Source organism: Halostella litorea (assembly GCF_004785955.1).
Classification (GTDB): Archaea; Halobacteriota; Halobacteria; order Halobacteriales; family Natronoarchaeaceae; genus Halostella; species Halostella litorea.
Genome location: NZ_ML214300.1, coordinates 741,590 through 761,778, shown reverse-complemented (window position 1 = coordinate 761,778; position 20,189 = coordinate 741,590). Strand labels below are relative to the sequence as shown.

Annotated in this window: 22 protein-coding genes; 10 read left to right on the top strand and 12 right to left on the bottom strand. The window is 71.2% G+C overall.

Annotated elements, in window-relative coordinates:
- A partial coding sequence (locus EYW40_RS19505) for an integrin alpha (RefSeq protein WP_202614423.1) occupies positions 1–2,424 on the bottom strand: 2,424 nt, incomplete at its 3' end.
- Positions 2,425–2,741: 317 nt separating this feature from the next.
- Between EYW40_RS19505 and EYW40_RS03970 the strand changes: the two genes are divergently transcribed.
- The 3 genes from EYW40_RS03970 (at position 2,742) to EYW40_RS03960 (ending at position 6,509) form a co-directional block, all read left to right on the top strand.
- Positions 2,742–4,607 carry a S9 family peptidase gene (locus tag EYW40_RS03970; RefSeq protein WP_135820309.1) on the top strand — a complete coding sequence of 622 codons (1,866 nt, stop codon included), beginning with the start codon at positions 2,742–2,744 and terminating at the stop codon, positions 4,605–4,607.
- A 118-nt stretch (positions 4,608–4,725) separates the two neighbouring features.
- A complete protein-coding gene (locus EYW40_RS03965; RefSeq protein ID WP_135820308.1) occupies positions 4,726–5,670 on the top strand; it encodes an ABC transporter ATP-binding protein in 945 nt (314 codons plus the stop codon).
- Positions 5,667–6,509, top strand: a complete 843-nt coding sequence (locus EYW40_RS03960; RefSeq protein WP_135820307.1) for an ABC transporter permease subunit — start codon at positions 5,667–5,669, stop codon at positions 6,507–6,509. Before EYW40_RS03965 ends, EYW40_RS03960 begins: the two co-directional genes overlap by 4 nt.
- A gap of 8 nt (positions 6,510–6,517) precedes the next feature.
- Here EYW40_RS03960 and EYW40_RS03955 read toward each other — a convergent pair whose 3' ends face one another.
- Both EYW40_RS03955 and EYW40_RS03950 read right to left on the bottom strand, forming a co-directional pair.
- The gene (locus tag EYW40_RS03955; RefSeq protein ID WP_135820306.1) at positions 6,518–7,576 is read right to left on the bottom strand and encodes an NAD(P)-dependent glycerol-1-phosphate dehydrogenase; all 1,059 of its coding nucleotides are present in this window, start codon (positions 7,574–7,576) and stop codon (positions 6,518–6,520) included.
- Positions 7,577–7,651: 75 nt separating this feature from the next.
- Positions 7,652–8,659 (bottom strand): NAD-dependent epimerase/dehydratase family protein, encoded by a 1,008-nt coding sequence (locus EYW40_RS03950; protein ID WP_135820305.1) that lies wholly within the window; start codon positions 8,657–8,659, stop codon positions 7,652–7,654.
- 77 nt (positions 8,660–8,736) lie between these two features.
- Between EYW40_RS03950 and EYW40_RS03945 the strand changes: the two genes are divergently transcribed.
- Genes EYW40_RS03945 through EYW40_RS19825 form a run of 3 tightly spaced genes read left to right on the top strand, consistent with a single transcriptional unit; the run spans position 8,737 to position 9,630 of the window.
- Entirely contained in the window at positions 8,737–9,144 is a 408-nt protein-coding gene (locus tag EYW40_RS03945) for a GIY-YIG nuclease family protein (protein WP_135820304.1), read from the top strand.
- Between the two features lie 52 nt (positions 9,145–9,196).
- Positions 9,197–9,403, top strand: coding sequence for a zinc ribbon domain-containing protein (locus EYW40_RS03940; protein WP_135820303.1), 207 nt, complete (start codon positions 9,197–9,199; stop codon positions 9,401–9,403).
- Complete coding sequence (locus EYW40_RS19825) at positions 9,403–9,630, top strand: DUF8143 family protein (protein WP_135820302.1); 228 nt, start codon at positions 9,403–9,405, stop codon at positions 9,628–9,630. The genes EYW40_RS03940 and EYW40_RS19825 overlap by 1 nt, the downstream gene beginning before the upstream one ends.
- Positions 9,631–9,709: 79 nt before the next feature.
- Here the strand turns inward: EYW40_RS19825 and EYW40_RS03930 are convergent, their stop codons facing one another.
- Complete coding sequence (locus EYW40_RS03930; RefSeq protein WP_135820301.1) at positions 9,710–10,021, bottom strand: transcription factor S; 312 nt, start codon at positions 10,019–10,021, stop codon at positions 9,710–9,712.
- A 42-nt stretch (positions 10,022–10,063) separates the two neighbouring features.
- The gene (locus tag EYW40_RS03925) at positions 10,064–10,321 is read right to left on the bottom strand and encodes a DUF5789 family protein (RefSeq protein ID WP_135820300.1); all 258 of its coding nucleotides are present in this window, start codon (positions 10,319–10,321) and stop codon (positions 10,064–10,066) included.
- A gap of 118 nt (positions 10,322–10,439) precedes the next feature.
- On the opposite strand from EYW40_RS03925, the gene EYW40_RS03920 reads away from it, so the two are divergent.
- Positions 10,440–10,934 (top strand): DUF5797 family protein, encoded by a 495-nt coding sequence (locus EYW40_RS03920; RefSeq protein ID WP_135820299.1) that lies wholly within the window; start codon positions 10,440–10,442, stop codon positions 10,932–10,934.
- A gap of 2 nt (positions 10,935–10,936) precedes the next feature.
- Here EYW40_RS03920 and EYW40_RS03915 read toward each other — a convergent pair whose 3' ends face one another.
- Positions 10,937–11,971 (bottom strand): DUF5787 family protein, encoded by a 1,035-nt coding sequence (locus EYW40_RS03915; RefSeq protein ID WP_135820627.1) that lies wholly within the window; start codon positions 11,969–11,971, stop codon positions 10,937–10,939.
- Between the two features lie 118 nt (positions 11,972–12,089).
- Positions 12,090–12,530: a bis(5'-nucleosyl)-tetraphosphatase gene (locus EYW40_RS03910; RefSeq protein ID WP_135820298.1), complete on the bottom strand. Its 441-nt coding sequence runs from the start codon at positions 12,528–12,530 to the stop codon at positions 12,090–12,092.
- Positions 12,531–12,633: 103 nt separating this feature from the next.
- Between EYW40_RS03910 and EYW40_RS03905 the strand changes: the two genes are divergently transcribed.
- Positions 12,634–12,966 (top strand): uS10/mL48 family ribosomal protein, encoded by a 333-nt coding sequence (locus tag EYW40_RS03905; protein ID WP_135820297.1) that lies wholly within the window; start codon positions 12,634–12,636, stop codon positions 12,964–12,966.
- On the opposite strand, the gene EYW40_RS03900 is transcribed toward EYW40_RS03905, so the two are convergent.
- Together EYW40_RS03900 and EYW40_RS03895 are read right to left on the bottom strand one after the other, a co-directional pair.
- On the bottom strand, positions 12,963–13,223 hold the full coding sequence (locus EYW40_RS03900) for a DUF7513 family protein (RefSeq protein ID WP_135820296.1): 261 nt from the start codon (positions 13,221–13,223) through the stop codon (positions 12,963–12,965). The two genes, EYW40_RS03905 and EYW40_RS03900, sit on opposite strands and share 4 nt — an antisense overlap.
- Positions 13,220–14,788: a Na+/H+ antiporter NhaC family protein gene (locus EYW40_RS03895; protein WP_135820295.1), complete on the bottom strand. Its 1,569-nt coding sequence runs from the start codon at positions 14,786–14,788 to the stop codon at positions 13,220–13,222. The genes EYW40_RS03900 and EYW40_RS03895 overlap by 4 nt, the downstream gene beginning before the upstream one ends.
- Before the next feature lie 109 nt (positions 14,789–14,897).
- On the opposite strand from EYW40_RS03895, the gene EYW40_RS03890 reads away from it, so the two are divergent.
- Positions 14,898–16,181, top strand: a complete 1,284-nt coding sequence (locus tag EYW40_RS03890; RefSeq protein WP_135820294.1) for an amidohydrolase — start codon at positions 14,898–14,900, stop codon at positions 16,179–16,181.
- Between the two features lie 132 nt (positions 16,182–16,313).
- On the opposite strand, the gene EYW40_RS03885 is transcribed toward EYW40_RS03890, so the two are convergent.
- Positions 16,314–17,723 carry a geranylgeranyl reductase family protein gene (locus EYW40_RS03885; RefSeq protein WP_135820293.1) on the bottom strand — a complete coding sequence of 470 codons (1,410 nt, stop codon included), beginning with the start codon at positions 17,721–17,723 and terminating at the stop codon, positions 16,314–16,316.
- Positions 17,724–17,858: 135 nt separating this feature from the next.
- Between EYW40_RS03885 and EYW40_RS03880 the strand changes: the two genes are divergently transcribed.
- Positions 17,859–18,182 (top strand): 2Fe-2S iron-sulfur cluster-binding protein, encoded by a 324-nt coding sequence (locus EYW40_RS03880; protein WP_135820292.1) that lies wholly within the window; start codon positions 17,859–17,861, stop codon positions 18,180–18,182.
- Here EYW40_RS03880 and EYW40_RS03875 read toward each other — a convergent pair.
- Entirely contained in the window at positions 18,179–18,985 is an 807-nt protein-coding gene (locus EYW40_RS03875; protein ID WP_135820291.1) for an AAC(3) family N-acetyltransferase, read from the bottom strand. The two genes, EYW40_RS03880 and EYW40_RS03875, sit on opposite strands and share 4 nt — an antisense overlap.
- Positions 18,986–19,054: 69 nt before the next feature.
- Complete coding sequence (locus tag EYW40_RS03870; protein WP_135820290.1) at positions 19,055–20,188, bottom strand: MBL fold metallo-hydrolase; 1,134 nt, start codon at positions 20,186–20,188, stop codon at positions 19,055–19,057.
- Between the last annotated feature and the right edge of the window lies 1 nt (position 20,189).

Genomic DNA, 20,189 nt, shown 5'->3' with positions numbered 1-20,189 from the left:
GGTGTCAGTCGTCGTGTCGGTGGTGGTGTCAGTCGTCGTGTCGGTGGTGGTGTCAGTCGTCGTGTCGGTGGTGGTGTCAGTCGTCGTGTCGGTGGTGGTGTCAGTCGTCGTGTCGGTGGTGGTGTCAGTCGTCGTGTCGGTGGTGGTGTCAGTCGTCGTGTCGGTCGTCGTCTTCGTCTGCTCGTCGTCGCAGTCGATGGTGAACGACTGCTTGTCGACCACCTGCCCGTCGACGACGGTCTCGATCGCGTAGTCGCCGTCATCCAGTCCGCCGAAGGTTCCACCGATCTCGTTGGGCGCAAGCGTCAGGGTGTCGACGGTCGACCCGCTTCCGTCGACCAGCCGGACCTGGACCTCGACGTCGTTCAGGTTCGACACCGTGACGAACCCCTGCGATTCACCGTTGACGTCGAACTGGCACTCCAGATCGACGATGGGGACACCCTCCGGTTGGTCCGGTTCGGTGGTGGTGTCGGTGGTCGTATCAGTCGTCGTGTCAGTGGTGGTGTCGGTGGTGCTGTCGGTAGTCGTATCGGTGGTGCTGTCGGTAGTCGTATCGGTGGTAGTGTCGGTAGTCGTCTTAGTTGTCGTATCGGTGGTAGTGTCAGTCCTCGTGTCAGTAGTGGTTTCAGGCGTCGTGGTCGTCTCGCCCGGCGTTTCCGTCGTCTCGCGCGTAGTGGTCGGCTCCGCGGTAGTCTTCCGTTCGGTCGTCGTATCCGCCGGGGCTTCCGTGGTCGTCTCGCCCGGCGCTTGCGTCGTCTCTTCGGTGGACTGCTTGGTGGTGTCCCGTTCGGTGGTGGTCCGATCCCTGGTCGTTTCGCGTTCGGTGGTGTCCTCCGCGGTGGTCGTCGCCTCTTTCGTGTCCGTGTCGGTCGGTTCAGTCGTCGTCTCGGGTTCCTGCTCGACCGGGCAGTCGCCGTTCACGACGTAGGCCGCGCCGTTGTTCTCGCCGTCGGTGTCGTTGCGCGGCGCGCCGACCGCGACGTCCTTGTTGCCGTCGCCGCTGGTGTCGTTCACGTCGGCCACGGCGACGCCGGCGCGGTCGCCCGCGCCCTCGCCGTGGAGTTTCGCGTCGGCGTCCGCGAGGCCCTGCTCGGCGGACGCGTCGTCGCCCCCGTAGACGAGGTACGCGGTCCCGCTGTCGTTGCCGTTCGCGTCGGCGAGCGGCGCGCCGACGAGCACGTCGGCGTACTGGTCACAGCTCACGTCGCCCGACCCGGCCGAGGACACCGACCAGCCGGCGCGGTCGCCCGGCGAGGCCCCACGCAGGCGGCGGTCCGCGTTCCCGAGGTCGATCTCGTCCGGGAGCGACTCGCTCCCGTGGACGACGTAGGCCGACCCGGCGTCGAGGCCGGCGGTGGCGTTGTACGGCGCGCCGACGACGACGTCGTCGGTTCCGTCGCTGTTCACGTCGCCGGCGCCGGCGACCGACCAGCCGGCCAGGTCGCCCTCGCCCTCGCCGGTCAGCGTCGTGGCGTTCGCGAGCGTTTGCTCGTCGTGGTCCGTCACGACGTAGACCGCCCCCGCGTTGGTCGCGGTGCTGTTGGCGAGCGGCGCGCCGACGACGACGTCGTCGGACCCGTCGCCGTCCAGGTCGCCGCCGTTCGCGACGGCGTGACCGGCGCGGTCGCCCGCCGACTCGCCGCGGAGGACCGCGTCGGCGTCGCTCCCGTCGAGCATCACGTCGCCGTCGACGTCGAAGACGTACGCCGCGCCGGCGTCCGACCCGGCGGCGTCGTTGCGCGGCGCGCCGGCGACCACGGCGTCCGACCCGTCGCCGGACCCGACGGCGGCCACGGACAGGCCGAACTGGTCGCCCGCCGCCTCGCCGGTCAGCTTCACGTCGGCGTCCGAGAGGTTCAGCGACCCGTTCAGGTCCGCGGCGCCGTAGACGACGTACACGGCCCCCGTGTTGGCGTCGCCGGCGTCGTGGAGCGGCGCGCCGACGACGAGGTCGCTCCGCCCGTCGCCGTTGACGTCGCCCGCGGCGACGCTGTACCCCGCCCAGTCGTTCCCGGCCTCGGCCCGGAGCGTCAGGTTCGCGTCCGCGGGGTCGTACTCCCCGTCCTCGACCGGCCCGTAGAAGAGATACGCCGCCCCGCTTCGGTTCCCGGACGCGTTCGCGAACTGTGCGCCCACTATCACGTCCGCGTCCCCGTCGCCGTTCACGTCGCCGGCGCTCGAAACCGCCGACCCGAGCCTGTCACCCGGGTCCTCGCCCCGAACCGTGACGTCGGCCGCGGTGAGGCTGACGTTCCCGGAGAGCGTTCCGGTCCGTGTCTCCTGACTGAGGGCGGTCTCTTCCCCCGGACTCGCGCTGGCGGCGGCGAACCCCTGTATGGGTCCGCCGGTGATTGCGACGACGCTCAACGCAACGATCGCCACGAGGGCGACTGCGACGCCGCGATCGGTCGATGTGCTCATACGGCACCGCACGCCGGAGCGGTCCTTTGTTATAAACAACCCTACCGGACTGCTCCGACGTTACTTTCAACCGGCCTTGAGAGACAAACCCACACACTCCCGACACCGTCCACGTACGGTTGGATTACTGGCACGACGAAACGCCGCCGGAACCTGTCGAAACGCCGGACTGCGTCGGGGGACCGCCGAAACTGTCGGAAACTGTTGGGCACCGCTCACTTACCCGGCCACCGTCGCGCTGTGCCGGCCGAACGGACGGGAGGCGACGGGACCGGTCCACCCGAATCCCTTTGCCGCCGGCGGCCCACTGCCGCCCCGTGAGCTACGACATCGAGCGGTACCTCAACGTCCGGAAGGCCTACGGCGCGTCGTTCGGCCCCGACGGCGAGCGCCTCGCGTTCCTGCTGGACACGACCGGCGTCCCGCAGGTGTGGACGCTCGACGCGCCGGGCGCGTGGCCCGAACAGCGGACGTTCTCCGACGAGCGCGTCACGTTCGCCTCGTGGTCGCCCGAGCGCGCCGAACTCGCCTTCGGGATGGACGAGGGCGGCAACGAGCGGACGCAGCTGTTCCGGCTCGACGCCGACGACGGGACGGTGACGCCGCTGACGGCGACGCCCGACGCCAAGCACCGCTGGGGCGGCTGGAGCCACGACGGCGAGCGGTTCGCGTTCGCCTCGAACCGCCGCGACGAGTCCGTCTTCGACGTGTACGTACAGGGGCGCGACGAGACCGGCGACGGGGCGACGCTCGTCCACGAGGGCGACGGCTGGCTCTCGCTGGCGGGCTGGTCGCCCGACGACGACCGGCTGATCGTCCACGAGGCCCACTCCAGTTTCGACCACGACCTGCACGTGCTCCACCTCGATTCGGGCGAACTGGAGCACCTGACGGCCGACACCGACGACGTCCGCTACGGCAGCCCCGAGTGGGGGCCCGAGGGCGACGCGCTCTACCTCGTCAGCGACGCGGGGAGCGACACGACGTACCTCGCGCGGCTCCCGCTCGACGGCGGCGACCTCGCGGTCGTCGAGGACGGCGGCGAGTGGAACGTCGGCGGCGTCGCTCTCGACGACGAGACGGGGCGGCTCGCCTACTCCCGGAACGTCGACGGCTACACCGACCTCACCGTCGGCGAACTCGCCGGCCCGGCCGAGATAGAGACGTTCCCCGAGCCGGACCTGCCCGGCGGCGTCTGCGGCGGCGTGAGCTTCGGCCCGGACGCCGAGCGGTTCTCGATCACGGTCAACGGCGATACGGTCAACCCCAACGTCTTCGTCGTCGACGTCGAGAGCGGCGACGCCGAGCGCTGGACGGACGCCCCGACGGCCGGCATCCCGCGCGAGCGGTTCCGCGAGTCCGAACTCGTCCACGTCGAGAGCTTCGGCGTCGACGGGCGTCGCCCGTCGGATCGTGGGGCGGAGTCCCACGGCGGGCTGGAGGTCCCCGGCTTCCTCACGCTCCCCGACGGGGCCGAGGCGGACGGCGCGGGGGCCTCGGGCGACATCCCCGTCGTCGTCGACATCCACGGCGGCCCCGCCAGCCAGCGCCGGCCGTCGTTCTACGGCGTCAAGCAGTACCTCGTCGACCGGGGCTTCGGGGTGTTCGAGCCGAACGTCCGCGGCTCCTCCGGCTACGGCCGGGACTACGCCGCGCTGGACGACGTGGAAAAGCGGATGGACTCGGTGGCGGACGCGAAGGCCTGCGCCGACTGGCTCGCCGACCACCCCGCGGTCGACCCCGACCGGATCGCCGTCATGGGCGGCTCCTACGGCGGGTTCATGGTGCTCGCTTGCCTCACGGAGTACCCCGAACGCTGGGCCGCGGGCGTCGACATCGTCGGCATCGCCAACTTCGTCACGTTCCTGGAGAACACCGGCGAGTGGCGGCGCTCGCTCCGCGAGGCCGAGTACGGGAGCCTGGACGAGGACCGCGACCTGCTGGAGTCGATCAGCCCGATCCACCGGGCCGACCGGATCGCCGCCCCGCTGTTCGTGCTCCACGGCGAGAACGACCCGCGGGTCCCCGTCGGGGAGGCCGAACAGATCGTCGAGGAGGCCCGCGAGGGGGGCGTCCCCGTCCGCAAGCTGATCTTCGAGGACGAGGGCCACGGGTTCACCAAACTGGGCAACCGGATCGAGGCGTACTCCGCGATCGCCGAGTTCCTCGACGAGCACGTCTGACGCCGTCGGCGGGGCGGCCGCGGGACCGCGGACCGCCCTCTTCAACGTTTCCCCGCGTTGCCGCGCCCGCAACAGCTGAGCCACTTCTAATACCCTTGGGGGAGAGGTCCGAACCGAGATGACCGCCATCGAAACGAACGGCCTGACGAAGCGCTTCGGCGAGGACGTCCTCGCCGTCGACGGGCTCGACCTCACCGTCGAGGAGGGCGAGATCTTCGGCTTCCTCGGGCCGAACGGCGCGGGGAAATCGACGACGATCAACATGTTACTGGACTTCATCCGGCCCTCCGACGGCTCGGCGACGGTGCTCGGCCACGACGCGCAGGCCGAGTCCGAGGCGATCCGGCACAAGGTGGGCGTGCTCCCGGAGGGGGCGGCCGTCTACGACCGCCTCACCGGCCGCGAGCACGTCGAGTGGACGATCCAAACCAAGGGGACGGACGACGACCCCGACGAGATACTCGAGACGGTCGGCCTCTCGCCGGAGGACGCCCGGCGGGCCGCCGGCGGCTACTCGAAGGGGATGACCCAGCGGCTCTCATTCGGCATGGCGCTTGTCGGCGACCCCGACCTGCTCATCCTCGACGAGCCCTCCTCCGGCCTCGACCCCAACGGCATCCAGGAGATGCGGGAGCTGATCCGCGAGGAGGCCGCCGACGGGACGACGGTGTTTTTCTCCAGCCACATCCTCCCGGAGGTCGAGGCGGTGTGTGACCGCGTCGCCATCATGAACGAGGGGCGGCTGGCGACGGTCGACTCCATCGAGAACCTGCGGGACGGCTCCGACTCGCAGGCCCGGATCGACGTGGAACTCGGCGGGGTGCCCGAGGCCGCCGACCTCTCCGGCGTCCCGGGCGTCGTCCGGGCCGATATCGACGACGGCGTCGTCTCGGTCGTCTGCGAGGACGCGACCGTGAAGGTCGACGTGGTGACGACGCTCGCCGAGCAGGCGGAGGTCGTCGACATCCTCTCGGAGGACACGTCGCTGGAGGAACTGTTCAACGCCTACACCTCCGGCGAGACGCCCGAGCGGGAGGCCCCCGCCGCGGAGGTGACGGCATGAGCGTCGCCGACGTCCTCCGGAAGGACTTCAAGGACGTGCGCCGCGCGAAACTCGTCTGGGCGCCGGCGCTCGTGTACACGGCGTTCATGCTGCTTTTCTTCTGGGGGCAGTCCCAGAGCCCCAACCCCGACTTCTACCAGATCCTCTGGGGGCTCGTCGGGATCGGCGGGGCCCTGCTCGTGCCGCTGCTCGCGCTGGTCGCGGCCTACCTCTCCATCGCCGGCGAGCGCGAGTCGGGGAGCATCAAGTTCCTGCTGGGCCTGCCGAACACCCGGTCGGACGTGGTGCTTGGCAAGGTGCTCTCGCGGTCCGCGGTCGTGACGGCGGGCATCCTCGTCTCCTTCGCCGTCGGCGTGCCCGTGGCGGCCGTGCTGGTCCCGGACATGACCTTCGAGTACGGCGAGTACGCGCTGTTCGCCGCCGTGACCGTGCTGTACGCGCTGGCGTACGTCGCCGTCGCTGTCGCCATCTCGGCGGCGACGGCCAGCCGGTCCCGGGCCATGAGCGGCGCGATCGGCTTCTTCTTCGTCTTCAACCTCGTCTGGAACTTCCTGCCGGTCGGCCCGGTCCAGATGATCGCCTTCCTCTCCGACGAGTTCGGCGTGGAGGTCTCCGACAGCGTCACCGAACTCGTCTACAGCATCAGCCCGACCGGCGCGTACCTCAACGGCATCCTGAAGCTCATCATGCCCGACCGGTTCAACGCGCAGGCCGGCGCGGTGGTGGCCGACCCGCCGTTCTACATCCAGGGCTGGTTCATGGTGCTCATCCTCGTGGCGTGGATCGTCGTCCCGCTGGCGATCGGAACCTGGCGGTTCCAGCGCGCGGAACTGGGCTGAGGGCGGTCTCAGATCACGCCCGTCTTCGCGGCCGCCTCGCGGGCCGCCCGCTCGGTGACGCCGTCGCCGAGGATCGTGTAGCGGTCCCGGATCGAGTGGGCGGTCGTCAGCGCCTCTATCACGGTCGCGTCGTCGATCCCCAGTTCGTCGGCCGTCGTCGGCGCGTCGATGCTCGCGAGCGCGGCGCGGATGTCCCGCCAGATGCCCCGGTCCCCGCCGTGGAGGTAGGCGGTCATGATCGAGCCGACGCCGACCTGGTGGCCGTGGAGCGCCTCGTTGGGCGCGATGCGGTCCAGCTGGTGGGAGAAGAGGTGCTCCGCGCCGCTGGCGGGGCGCGACGAGCCGGCGATCGACATGGCGACGCCCGAGGAGACCAGCGCCTTCACGACGACCCACGCGGACTCCTCCAGCCCGGGCCGGACCGTGTCGGCGTTGTCGACGAGCATCTCTGCGGTCATCTCCGCCAGCGAGGCGGCGTACTCGGAGTACTCGACGTTTTTCAGCCGGTTGGCGAGCCGCCAGTCCATCACGGCGGTGTAGTTGCTGATGATGTCGGCACAGCCGGCGGTGGTCAGATCCCAGGGGGCGTCCGCGAGTATCTCCGTGTCCGCGACGACGGCAAGCGGCGGCTCGGCGGCGACGCTGTGGCGCGTGTCGCCCTCCGGCACCGAGCCGCGGCCGCTGACGATGCCGTCGTGGCTCGCCGCCGTCGGGACGGAGACGAACCCGCGGCCCACGTCGTCGCTCGCCATCTTGGCGATGTCGATGGGCTTCCCGCCGCCGACGCCGACGAGGAAGCCGGGGTCGACCTCGCGGGCGCGGTCGATGACGTGCTGGATCGCGTCGAAGCTCGCGTCCTCGATTAGCACCGTCTCCGGCTCCATCCCGGCGGCGGCGAACTCCTCGGCGATCCGCTCGCCGGCTATCTCCCAGGGCGTCGGGCTGGCGACGATGAGCGGCTGCCCCTGCAGGTGGAGTTCCTCGACGGCCTCGACCGTCCGGTCGAGCACGCCGTGGCCCACCACCACGTTGCGGGGCAGGCGGATCCACGTCGTCTTGTCGAACATGCTTGCCCCGTCACGTCGGGGGGTAAAGGGAGTTTCGTCGCGGCGTCTCCGGCGCGCTCGCGGGCCGAGCGACGGTTACAGCGTGTCCAGCACGCCGAGCACGCGCTCCTCGGCCCCGCGGTCGGGACCGACCTCGCGGCCGTCCCGGTCGCCGTCGAGGTGGTCGGCGACGCTTCGCTCCATCGCCTCGGCGAGCGGCGTCGACTCCCAGCCGAGGGCCGCGAGCTTGTCCGTGGCGAGCATATGCGGGGGGTCGCGGTAGAGCGGAAAGTCATCGAGCGTCAGGTCCGCCGCGGCGAGTTCGCGCTCGCCGGCGTGGACGACCTCGACGTCGCCGGAGCCCCGCTCCGTCCCGTCGAGCGCGTCGGCGATCAGGTCGACCATCCCGTCGAGCGTCACCATCCGGCGGTCGCCGACGTTGTACGCCTCGCCCGGGTCCCCGTCCTCCGCCACGAGGCGGATCGCGCTGGCCACGTCCTCGACGTACGCCCGGTGCCAGACGTTCGTGCCGTCGCCGGGCACGACGACGCGGTCGAAGCTGTCGACGCGGTCGATCCAGTAGTCCAGCCGCTCGGTGTAGTCGTGGGGGCCGTACACGACGCAGGGGCGGACGCTCATCGCGTTCACGCCGCGCTCGGCGGCGGCGAAGACGGCGCGGTCGCCCTCGGCCTTCCGTGGGCCGTAGGAGGCCTGGGAGTCGTCGGTCGCCTGCTCGTCGGTGCAGTCACACAGCGGGGTCTCGCCCTCGCGTTTGGGCAGGTCCTCGCGGGCGTACGCCGAGCCGCTGGAGACGAACACGTAGGCGTCGACGTCGTCGAAGATCCGCGTCGCGGTGCGCACCTCGCGGGGCTCGTACGCCACGCAGTCGACGACGGCGTCGGGGTCGGCCTCGCGGGCGGCCGCCGCCAGGTCGCCGTCGTCCGTCCGGTCGCCCTCGATGTGGGTCACGTCGTCCGTCTCGGCGAACGGGTTCTCGTGGGTCCCGCGGTTGAAGACGGTGACCTCGTACCCGTGGTCGAGGAACTCCGCGACGACGTGGCGGCCGATGAAGCGCGTGCCGCCGACGACGAACAGGTGGTCCATGCCGCCGACTCGGGGCAGCGGCGGCAAAACGGTGGCGGATCGCCGGCTTCACCTGCCGGCCGCGGCAACTCCCGGCCGTGCCGGGAACGTATGTCCTCGCGGTCGCGGTCGACGAGCCGGCGACGATCGAGGTCGGGGCGCTCGGGGAGCGGGCGTTCGACCGGGGCACCTACGCCTACGTCGGGAGCGCGTTCGGCCCCGGCGGCTTCTCGCGGGTCGAGCGCCACCGCGAACTCGCCGCCGGCGAGCGCGACGCCCGCCACTGGCACGTCGACTACCTGCTCGGCCACCCCGCCGCGTCGCTCGCGGCGGTCGTGAAGTTCCCCGAGATGGACGTCGAGTGCGACCTGGCGTCGGCGCTGCCGGGCGACCCCGTGCCGGCGTTCGGCGCGTCCGACTGCGACTGTGACTCCCACCTCCTCCGCGCGCCCGACCGCGAGGCGCTGCTGTCGGCGGCGCGGGCGGCGCGGGAGCGACTCGGGTGAGCGAGTGCGGGCCACCACAAAACAGATGACGGCAGGCCGAGACCGCCCCACCATGCCCTCCGAAGACGGCTGTCCGAAGTGCGGCCACGGCGAAGCGGACGTCGACACCATCTCCACCACCGGCGGCGGCCTGAGCAAGATGTTCGACATCCAGAACCGGAAGTTCGAGGTCGTCTCGTGTGCGAAATGCGGCTACTCGGAGCTGTACCGCGCCGACCGCTCGGGCGCGAGCGACGTCGTCGACGTGTTCTTCGGCTGATGCCCGCCGGCCCTACGCTGTTCGCGCTCGCCGTCGTCTTCGCCGTCGTCGCCCCGCTGGTCCTGTACGCGCTCGTCTCGGCCGAGGCCGACGACACGGAGCGTGTGGACCGCTCGACGGCCCAGCGGCGGGCGCGCCGGGACGACGGCGGTTCCGAGGAACGGCACGGGGCCGACGACGACCCGTGGGGGCGGCGCGACGACGGGGACGAGAACGGCCGGCCCTAGCCGCGGACGCGGCGCTCTCGCTACGGTGCGGCGGAACGGGACGCCCGCGAACGCGTGTTACACTCGCGACCGTGACGGGTCAGTGGTCGTCCTCGCGCCACTTGTGCTCGCACTCGGTGCAGATGAAAAACCGGGTCTCGGACTCGTCGGCCGCGCGGATCTGTTGCATGTACCAGTGGGCGCGGTCGTTGCCACACTCCGGGCAGTGGGTCTCCGTCGTCGGCAGGCCGCTGTCCTCGGTGCTGGACTCGATGACCTCGCTGACCTCCTGGTCGTCGGTGATGACGTAGTCGGCGTCCGGGTCCTTGATCTGCTCGTTGCCGCAGCTCGAACAGACCCACAGGCCGTCCTCGGCTTTCATCATAGAGCCGCAATCGTCGCAAAACTCCATTACTGCCCTGAGATTGCGCACGGCGCGGTTTAAACGGCGCGGTTACCTGTCGTCGACCGGCGCGTTGACCTCCTCGGGCGGGCCGCCCGAGAGGACGTTCCGGAGCTCCGACTCGATCTCGGCCATGGAGTCGAAGGCGTCGCTCCGGGTCTCCGAGACGAGCCGCCCGAGGTTCTCCTCGCCGTCGTCGAGCCGCAGCGTGACGTCGTCGAACTCGGCGGCTGCGTCGGTGCGCATCACCGGGTACGAGAGGTCGTCGAGGACGGAGTCGATCTGGTTCAGCGTGACCTGGCGGCCCATGTGATACAGTGACGATGTCCAGCGACTTCTAAATACCGACCGACACCTATCGGCCCGGCCGCGGCCGGCGACTCGCTGACGGAAAAGGGAAATACCGCGTTCCCGTAGCCGCGGGTAGATGACTCTCTCGGAGGAGGCCCGCGAGCGGCTCGCCGACGTCGTGGAGCTACAGCCCACGAAGAACGCCGAACTGCAGGAGCGGTGGGGGGTCGAGGGGGGGAGCGACGTCCACTCGTACCTCGAATCGGAGCTGGAGGAGTACTACTACCGGGACGACAACAGCCTGATCCGCGCGACAGCGGAGGCGGCCGAACTGGTCGACGTGGAGCCGGGCGTCGAGGGCGAGGACGGACTGCCGAGCGTGATCCGCGTGCCGGAGCTTCAGGCGCAGGTGTTCCGGGTCGTCGCCGGCCCGGACGAGCGCTCCGAGAGCGTGGTGTCGGTGCTGCACAAGCTCAGGGCGGAGTTCGACGTCGACCCCGACACCGACGACGTGCGGTCCGCGCTCCAGAGCCTCCGCCGGAAGGACGTCGTCGAGGTGGAGTACCGCACGGTGCCGACGTTCCGGCTGGCAGTCGAGCGCGACGCGGTCGACGTCGAGGTTTCGGCGTAGTTCTACGGCCGCCGCCGCGCCCGCCGGTCGGCGAGCAGCCGTTCGATCCGCTTGCCGGGACCGCCCTCGATCGGCCACCCGCGCGAGCGCCACGCCGGCGGCTCCGGCTCGAACGAGCCACAGGAGCCGGCGCACTCGGCGGCGGTCTGACACCGGCCCTTCGCGGCACACCACGGGAGGAACTGGTCGCCCTCCGACCGCAACTGGAAGTGCCGGCAGTCCGGCCGCATCGTGTCGACGAACGAGCGCCATCCCCGCTCGTAGGCGCGCTCGGCGATGGCCAGCCGCTTTTCGGCCTTCCACTCGGGGTCGGCGTACTCGAACCGCGCCGCCGACCGGTCGTACGCCGAGCCGTCCGGCCGTTCGAGGATGCGGGTGCCGGGGTCGTCGACGGCCAGCGACCGCGGGTGCCAGGCGACCGACGCCTCGCCGGCGTCGGGGGCGACGGTGAGCACGCCCGCCTCCACGGGCAGGTCCTCCAGCAACACCGGTTCGACCGACGCGCCCGTCTCGCGGGTGGCGACCCACACCTCGTCGGCCAGCGCGAGCGCGACGTCGCGCTCCAGTTGCGGGCGGAGCCGCCGGGCGGCGCTCGCGTCGAGGTCGGGCTTGTTCTCGACGGCGACGATCCGCTCCACCCAGTCCGGGTAGGCCCACTTCCGCCGCAACTCGATCCGGTTACCCTCCCGCCGCGTCTCGACTATCCCGCGGTCGGCCGCGCGGTGGACCGCCTCGCGGACGTACCGCCACGGGTAGCCCGGGTCGGGGAGGGCGTCGCGGTACCACGACCACCCCTCGGGTGCGTTGCGGACGACGTGGAGCAGGTCCGAGTCGAGCCGCTCCGGCCCGAAGCGGGCGCGGCGCGCCAGCGCGTCGGGGTCGGCCTCGACCACTATCGTGTCCCAGCGCCGCCGCTCCGTGCCGAGCTGGCGGGCGACGAGCGGGACCGCGTCCCGCCCGCCGCCGGGCGGCCAGCGCCGCTCGGCCCACCAGCAGACGCGCAACTCGAAGACGAACTCGGCGTCGCCGCCGGGGATCACGGGCGACCGTGCGCGCTCGTCGGGCTAAGGCGTTCGGGTTCCGGACGCGGGGGCGTCGTCACTGAGGGCGGCGGACCCATCGTCTCGCTGCGGGCTGCGGGTCGTCCCGGCGGGCCTACTCCGCGTCGCCTTCCTCCAACTTCTCGTCGAGGAACTCGTGGGCGTCCTCCAGTATCTCGCGCGGGCCGTCCTGCGTCACCGTGTTCACCGCCTGCTCGTAGTCGCGCCACTGCAGGTCGCGGTGCTCGTGGGACAGCTCCGCGCTCGCCTCGTAGGACCGCGCGATGAACAGGTGGACCGTCTTGTGGATGGTCTTCCCGTTGGCCTCGAACACGTAGTCGTAGTCCTTGCGGAACCCGTCGAGCAGCCTGAAGTCCTCGATCCCGGCCTCCTCCTGTACTTCCCGTATCGCCGTCTGCTGTAGCTCCTCGTCTCCCTCCACGCCGCCTTTGGGGAACTCCCAGTCCCCGGGGCGGCTCTTCAGGAGCAGGTACTCGCGCCGTCCGCGCGTATCCCGAAAGAGGATCGCGCCGGCGCTCGTCGCTTCGACCGTCATTACCCTTACGTAAACGACGATCGGTTAAGAGGATACCGGAGCGCCGACAGCGCCCCCGTCGCGGTACGCTTTTACGCGCGGAGCGCCCCAAGCTACGAGTACGATGACGTTCGTCACGAAACTCCGCCTCCAGAGCGGGGACCGGGCGGCCCTCGACGGGGTCGTGGAGGACATCCGCTCGACGGCCGAGCGAAAGGGCGCCGAACTGAAGGGACCGCACTCCGAGCCGCCGACCCAGCTCCGGGTGCCACAGCACAAGCGCGTCGACGGCGGCGGCCGGTTCGGCAACTGGGAGTACGTCGTGTACGCCCGCGAACTGGAGATCCACGGCCACGACGAACTCGCGCGGCGCGTGACCGAGCGGGAGTTCCCCGCCTCCATCCACGTCGAGGCGGAGGTCGAACAGGTCAACCCCCTGGGCAGCGGGCGCGACTAGAACGCCGTTTCGCCGACCACTTCGAGGAGTTCGGCGCGGCCCTCGTGGTCGCCGTCGTCGAACCGCTTTACTCTCACTCTCGCTTTCCTGTCGACGTCCGCAGGCGACGCCCCATCGACCGCGAGCGTCGAGTCGCCGACGCGTGCGACCACGTCGTCGCCGCGGACGCCGGTCAGGATCACCGTCACCTCCTCGCCCGCGTCGAACGACGGCGTCGCCGTGCGGAACCGCCAGCCCCGCAGGTACTTCCGGATCACAGCCGGGCCACCTCCCCGCTCTCCCGGTCGTGGACGTACTCCCTGCCGAAGCCCGTCACCGCGGCGATCAGGAACACCGCGACGAGGAACCAGCCGTGGAACACGTAGAGGAACACGTCCGCCGGGTTGACGACCATCGAACGGCTGAACCACGAGTACGTCTCCGGCAGGTCCGTCAGTTGGGCGTAGCCGACGAGCACCCCGCCCGACCACGGGAAGATGTAGCCGAGCGCCGACGTGTTGGCGTCGAGGATGTTTGCCCGCCGGTAGCCGTTGATGTTGAACCGCTCGCCGATCCGCGCGATGTACGGCGCGATGGCGATCTCGGCGGCGGTGTTTATCGTGATCATCGCGTTGACCAGCGCCGTCCCGCCGACCATCGTCGTCTCGGCCCGCCGGACCGAGGTGGCGACGTTGTCCAGCAGCCAGTCCTGCAGCGCCGCGAACCCGCCGCCGCGGATCATGATCTGCGCCCCGGCGACGATCAGCAACGTGAGGACGATGAGCGGGAAGAAGCCCGCGGCCCCGTCGTAGATGCTCCCCGCGACGGCCGGGTTCTCCCCGACCACCTCGACGAACGGGAGGAACTCGACCGCGTCGCCGATCGGCGCGTCCGCCGGCGCGCGGAGGACGATCATGTCCGACACCGAGGCGAGGCCGAACAGGAGGTTGAACGCCGCCGCGACGATGAGCCCCCACGAGATCGCCTCGACGATGTGGCGGCCGGCGACGGCCGTCGCGATGACGACGCCCATCGAGACGAGATGCACCAGTCCGGCCGGGTCGCTCTCGGCGATCAGGATCGCGCGGGCGTCGCCGCTCACCGAGACCCCCTCCATCACGCTGCCGGCGACGACGTAGGCGGCGAACGCGAACACCGCGGCGACGATCGCGTACTTGAACCGCGAGGCGACGACGCCGCCGATGTCGGCGTCCTGCGTGACCGCCGAGACGATCGTCGTGTCGCTGACCGGTGCGAGGTTGTCCCCGAACACCGCCCCGGAGAGGATCGCGCCGAACAACAACACCGGGTTCGCGCCGAGCAGGACGCCGGCGGGGAAAAACAGGCTGGAGAAGGCGACGGTCGTCCCGTAGCCCGTCCCGATCCCCGTCGCGAGCAGGCCGGCGAGGACGAACGTGATCGCCGGGAACAGCGTCGCGCCGACGCCCGCGGCGTCGGCCGCCCAGACAAGCCCGCTGACGAAGCCGCCGACCTGGATCGTCTCGGCGAACATGCCGGCCCACAGCCAGGCGACGATCGCCGTTGCCGCGACCCGGCGGGTCATCCCCTCGAAGATGGTGTTGGCGTACCCCTTCCACGAGCCGCGGACGAACAGCATCCCGACCGTGAGGCCGATCAGCATCCCCGCGGCCAGCCCGGTCGTGTCGCCGATCCGGAGCAGGCCGCTCTGGACGACCGCCCACGCGATGAAGAAGGCGATGGGGAACGCGCTCATCGCCCGCCCGCCGCGGAACTCGATCTCCGGCTCGTCCCGGGGGGACGTCCCCTCCCGGAGTTCCCGCTCCACGTCGCCGTCCTCGGACGTATCCTCTCCCCCTGCCATGTTCCTGTGGCCAATGCCGACACGTTTCAACGTTGGTGCCCGCCGGGTCCCACGCGGGGGTGACCGCGCGTGGTAACGGATTAAGTCGCCGGCGGCCCTGGAGCGACGTATGTCACGACAGGCTTCCGAGGACCGCATCGCCGACCTCAGACGCGACCTGCACCGCCGGCCGGAGCGGGCGTGGCGGGAGTTCTACACGACCGCACGGGTCGTCGAGGCGGTCGAGTCCGTCGGCGTCGACGCCCTCCACGTCGGGCCGGACGCGCTGGCGACCGACGAGCGGATGGCCGTCCCCGATGACGACGCGATAGCCGCCGCCGCGGAGCGCGCACGCGACGCCGGCGTCGACGAGGAACTGCTGGACGACCTGGCGGGCGGCAACACGGGGGTCGTCGCGGAACTCCATCGCGGCGAAGGGCCGACGGTCGCGCTCCGCGTGGACATCGACGGACTCCCGATCGAGGAGTCGACCGACGACGACCACGCGCCCGCAGCCGCGGGGTTCCGCTCGGAGCACGACGGGTCGATGCACGCCTGCGGCCACGACGCCCACGCCGCCATCGGCGTCGGCGTGCTCGAACGGGTCGCCGAGAGCGACTTCTCGGGGACCTTCAAGGTGCTGTTCCAGCCGGCCGAGGAGGTGATCGGCGGCGGCAAGGCGATGGCCGAGAGCGGCCACGTGGACGACGTCGACTACCTCTTTGCCGTCCACGTCGGCCTCGACCACCCGACCGGCGAAGTCGTCGCCGGCATCGACGGCTTCCTCGCGGTCGAGCACTTCGACGTGACGTTCACCGGGGAGTCGGCCCACGCCGGGGCGAAGCCCAACGAGGGCCGGAACGCGAACCAGGCGCTGGCCGCGGCGGTACAGAACCTCTACGCCATCCCGCGCCACGAGGACGGCGCGACCCGGGTCAACGCCGGGCGGATCGAGGGCGGGACGGCGGCGAACATCGTCCCGGAGCACGCCGAGATGGCCGTCGAGGTGCGCGGGGAGACGACGGCGCTGAAGGAGTACGTCGCCGACCACGCCCGGCGCGTGATCCGGAGCGCCGCCGAGATGCACGACTGCGAGGCCACCGTCGACACCGTCGGTGACGCGCCGAGCGCGGTGAGCGACGCCGACCTCGTCGACCTCGTCGAGGACACGTCGAACGGCCACGCCGACGTCGAACGGACGCTCCGGCGCGACGACCTGGGCGGGAGCGAGGACGCGACCTACCTGATGAAGCGCGTCCAGGAGGCGGGCGGCCTCGCGACGTACGTCGCGGTCGGCACGGACCACCCGGGCGGCCACCACACGCCGACGTTCGACGTGGACGAGGCGACGCTGGGGATCGGGGTCGACGTGCTGTCGGAGTCGGTGCTGGCCGTCGCGGACGAGCGGCCCTGAGCGGCCGCTCGGCGGGTTGCGAGCAGGCGACCCTCGGCGGACCGCGGGGCGGCGGGTCGCACGGCCGCGCAGCCGACCCCGCGGCGGATGGTCAGCGCACGGCGGGGGTGGCCGCGGGTTCGGATAAAAACCTCAGTACTTCGGCTCCGCACCGGTCGCTTCGTACACGTCCTCCATCAGGTCGTCCCGGCGGGCCTGCCAGTCGGCGAACGCGTCGGGGCCGGAGGGGTACCGCTCGTAGTGGTCGATGAGCTCGTCGGCGCGCTGTTTGGTCTTGTACAGCGTCCAGATGACGTCGTAGTAGCCGACGCTCTTGATCGCGGTCTGGAGCTTGAGCTTCCAGCCGATCGAGGCGCTGCCCGAGTACAGCGCCTCGGCGAGCTTGTCGCCGGGGAGCGAGGCGAGCAGCCCCATGAGGTCGTCGACGTCGACGGCCGTCGAGAGGATGTTGTACACGTCGAGGCCGGCGTACCGCGCGCCGAAATGGTCCATCACGCGCTCGTTGTACTCCCAGAGGTTCGCCTCGCTCACGTCGCCGTCCTCGATGGCGCCGATCGCCGCCTCGGCGGCGTACTTGCCGGCGTAGGCCGCGCCCGCGATGCCGCCGCCGGTGGTGGGGTTGACGTGGCCCGCCGCGTCGCCGACGGCCATGAAGCCGGGCGCGACGGCGGAGTCGTAGGGGCGGCGGGTCGGCAGCGCCGCGCCGAGTTTGTCCTCGACCTCCGCACCCTCAAACTCCTCGCGGTTGCGCAGGTCGCGTTTCAGGTCGTCGACGAGTTGCATCGGTTCCTCGGTCATCTGGAAGCCGAGCCCGACGTTTATCTCCGTGTCCGTGCGCGGGAAGTACCAGAGGTAGCCCGCGGCGCGCTCGGTGGGCTTGAACACTAGCGCGTCGTCCCACTCGACGGGCTCGTCGACGTGGACGATCTCGCGGTACGCCGAGCAGAACTGCGAGTAGTTCACGTTCGTGTCGAAGGAGGCGTCCGCAAGGTCGGCCTTGTCCTGGAGGATCGACAGCGACCCCGCGCCGTCGATGACGACGTCGCCCTCGTAGGTGACCGGCTCGCCCTTCCGAACCGCGGTGACGCCGGTGACGCGGCCCTCGTCGTCCTGCCGGACGTCCTGGACGACGGTGTCGTAGTGGAACTCGGCCCCGGCCTCGTCGGCCCCTTCGATGATCCGGCGGCCGTACTCCCAGCGGTCGATGACCGCCAGTTCGCCGGGGACCGGGATCTCCAGGACGGTGTCCTCCTGGGGGATCTCGAAGCGCCCGTGGTCGACGTCCGTGTTCGTCATCGCGGGTTCGAGCTTGGATTTGGGGATCGCCTCGGGGAACGCGTCGGCCCCCTTCAGCGCGTCGCCGCAGGCGATGTGTCCGGCCTCCTCGGCGTCCTTGCGCTCGACGACGACGGCGTCGTACCCCGCGTTCGCGACCGTCGCGGCGGCGTAACAGCCGGCCGTCCCCGCGCCGACGACGACCACGTCGTACGTCCGCGTCCCGCCGGTCGGTGCGGCGCCCGAACCGGCCTCGCTGCTTGTCATGCCACTTCCTGAACGGTCGACCGGCAAAACTCTTTATGTACCCCGTGTGTCCCCCGGTTCCGCCCCCGGATCCGTCGCCCTCCCGGGGACAGGTGTGCATAAAGAGTTTTTTGGCGGTCTTTCGTAGCCGGTGCCATGACCGAGTACACGGTGGAGTTCGTCGGGACCGGCGAGGAGATCACGGTCTCGGACACGGAGACGATCCTGAGCCGCTGCATCGAGGAGGGCATCGCTCAGGAGTACTCCTGCCGCGTCGGGATGTGCCTGGCCTGCTCCGCGAAGATCGAGGACGGCGAGGTCACCCAGCCGGCCGCCCGCGGCCTCACCGACGAGGAGGCCGAGTCCTACGCCCTGACCTGCATGGCCCGCCCGCAGTCGGACCTGAAACTGGACCGCGGGCAGTACCCGCCGAGCATCGAGACGGACGCCGCGGCCGGCGACGCCGCCGCCGACGATTAGCGGTTCTCCGCGAACCAGTCGGCCGCGAAGTCGACCAGCGCCCGCTGCGAGCACAGCGTCGCCGTCCCCTCCCCGACGGGACCCGTCGTTCCGCCGCCCGCCGCCGCGAACGCCTCGCCGACCGCGGGGAAGTCGTCGGTGTGGGTCTCGACGTCGTCGTACTCGACCCAGCGGCGCTGCCCGTCGACCAGCACCGGGCCGCCGCCGGTCGTCTCCACCTTGTCGTGGTCCGACCGGTGCTCGGCAAGGTGGAGCGAGGTGTTCGCGTCGTGACCCGTGCCGAGCAGGAGCACCCGCCCGTCGCGCTCGTACACCCGGGCCAGCGGCGACCCCTCCCCGAGCGGGTATTCGTACGCGTGGTCGTCGACGATCGCGGCCGCGCCCGGCCCGTTCGCGGCGAAGGAGAGGGTCGGGTGGCGGCTCCGAACGGTGTCGGGGTAGTCCCGGAAGCACTCGGGGACTGCGCCCACCCCGCGCGTCGGGGTGACGTCGGGACGGTAGGGGGGCGACTCCTCGCGGATCGTCCCGTGCCACGCCTCGGGGACGGGCGGGTTCGACCAGTTCGCGGGGTCCGAACACTGGAAGCTGTGTGTCGGCATCACGAGCGTCCCCTCGTCGCCGACCGCGGCGAGCAGCGCGTCGACGACTCCGGGCGCGCCGCCGGGGACCCAGCCCAGCGCGGAGAGCGACGAGTGGGCGATCACGGTGTCGCCGGCCGCGACGCCGAGGTCGCGCAGGTCGGCGAGGATCCGCCCGGGCGTGACTGGCTCGTCGGTCCGCTTGACGACGGTCTCGTCGGTCATGGGGCGTTCCGACTCCGCGCCCCGACAACTGCTTTGTGGTCCAGTGGGTGGCGGTCACACGCCCCGGGACTACCCCGCCGCACAGTTGTTCGGCCCGAGTTCGAGTTCGAAGGCGACGTCGTCCTCGGCCTCCTCCTGCCCGAGGTTGACCGCGACGATCCGCTCGTGGTTCGCCGGGGGCGCGGGCAGGTTCCCGGTGACGTGGTCGACGAACGCCGCCTCGTCCATCGCCAGCGCCGGGAGCGACTCCCGAAGGTCGCCGACGGTCGCCGCGTACGCGTCGCCGGTCCGGGGCCGCGCGTCGAGTTCGTAGTGGCCCGGCGCGACGAGGGCGTCGTCCGGCAGCGCGAGGAGGCGCTCGTGGAGGGTTTCGTACAGCGTCGCGGCCGCCGCCTCGGGGTCAGCGGTCGCCTCCAGGTCGGGGCGGGCGACGGCGTCGAGGAAGAGGCTGTCGCCCGCCAGGACGGCGTCGTCGACGCGGAACGCGGTCATCTCCGAGGTGTGGCCCGGCGCGTGGACCGCCGCGAGCGTCGCGTCGCCGACCGGCACCTCGTCGCCGTCGCCGACCAGCGTCGCGTCGAACGCCAGCCCGCGGTCGGTCGCGCCCTCGGGGAGGACGGGCTCAGCGCCGGTTTCGTCGGCCACCGCGCGCACGCCGCTGACGTGGTCCGCGTGGACGTGGGTGTCGACGGCGTACGTGATCTCGACGCCCCGTTCCGCCGCGTCGGCGACGTAGCGGTCGGCCAGGGCCCGGAGCGGGTCGACGACCGCCGCCCGGTCGCCGTCGTGGACGAGGTAGCCCAGACAGCCGCTGGAGGGGCGCTGGTACTGGACGACCGTCGCCGGGCCGTCCGTCGGGACCGGTGCCGCGAGCAGGACGCGCGCCCACGCCTCCATCCCGCCGGCGAGGTTGACCGCGTCGACCCCCGCCTCGCGGAGCAGGCCGGCCGCGTAGTCGCTCGCCTCGCCGCGGCCGCAGACGGCGACGACGGGTTCGGGGACGCCGTCGACGAGGTCGGCCGCGCCGCCGGTCACCTCGGCCTGTACGAAGCGGCTCTCGGGCACCTGCGTCGCCGCGACCGCCGGCCCGTCGACGTGCCAGGTCTCGAACTCGTCGCGGTCGCGCAGGTCCACGACGGAGAGTCGCTCCCCGGCGCGCAGGCGTTCGGCCAGTTCCCGCGGCGTGACGGTGTCGTCGTCCATG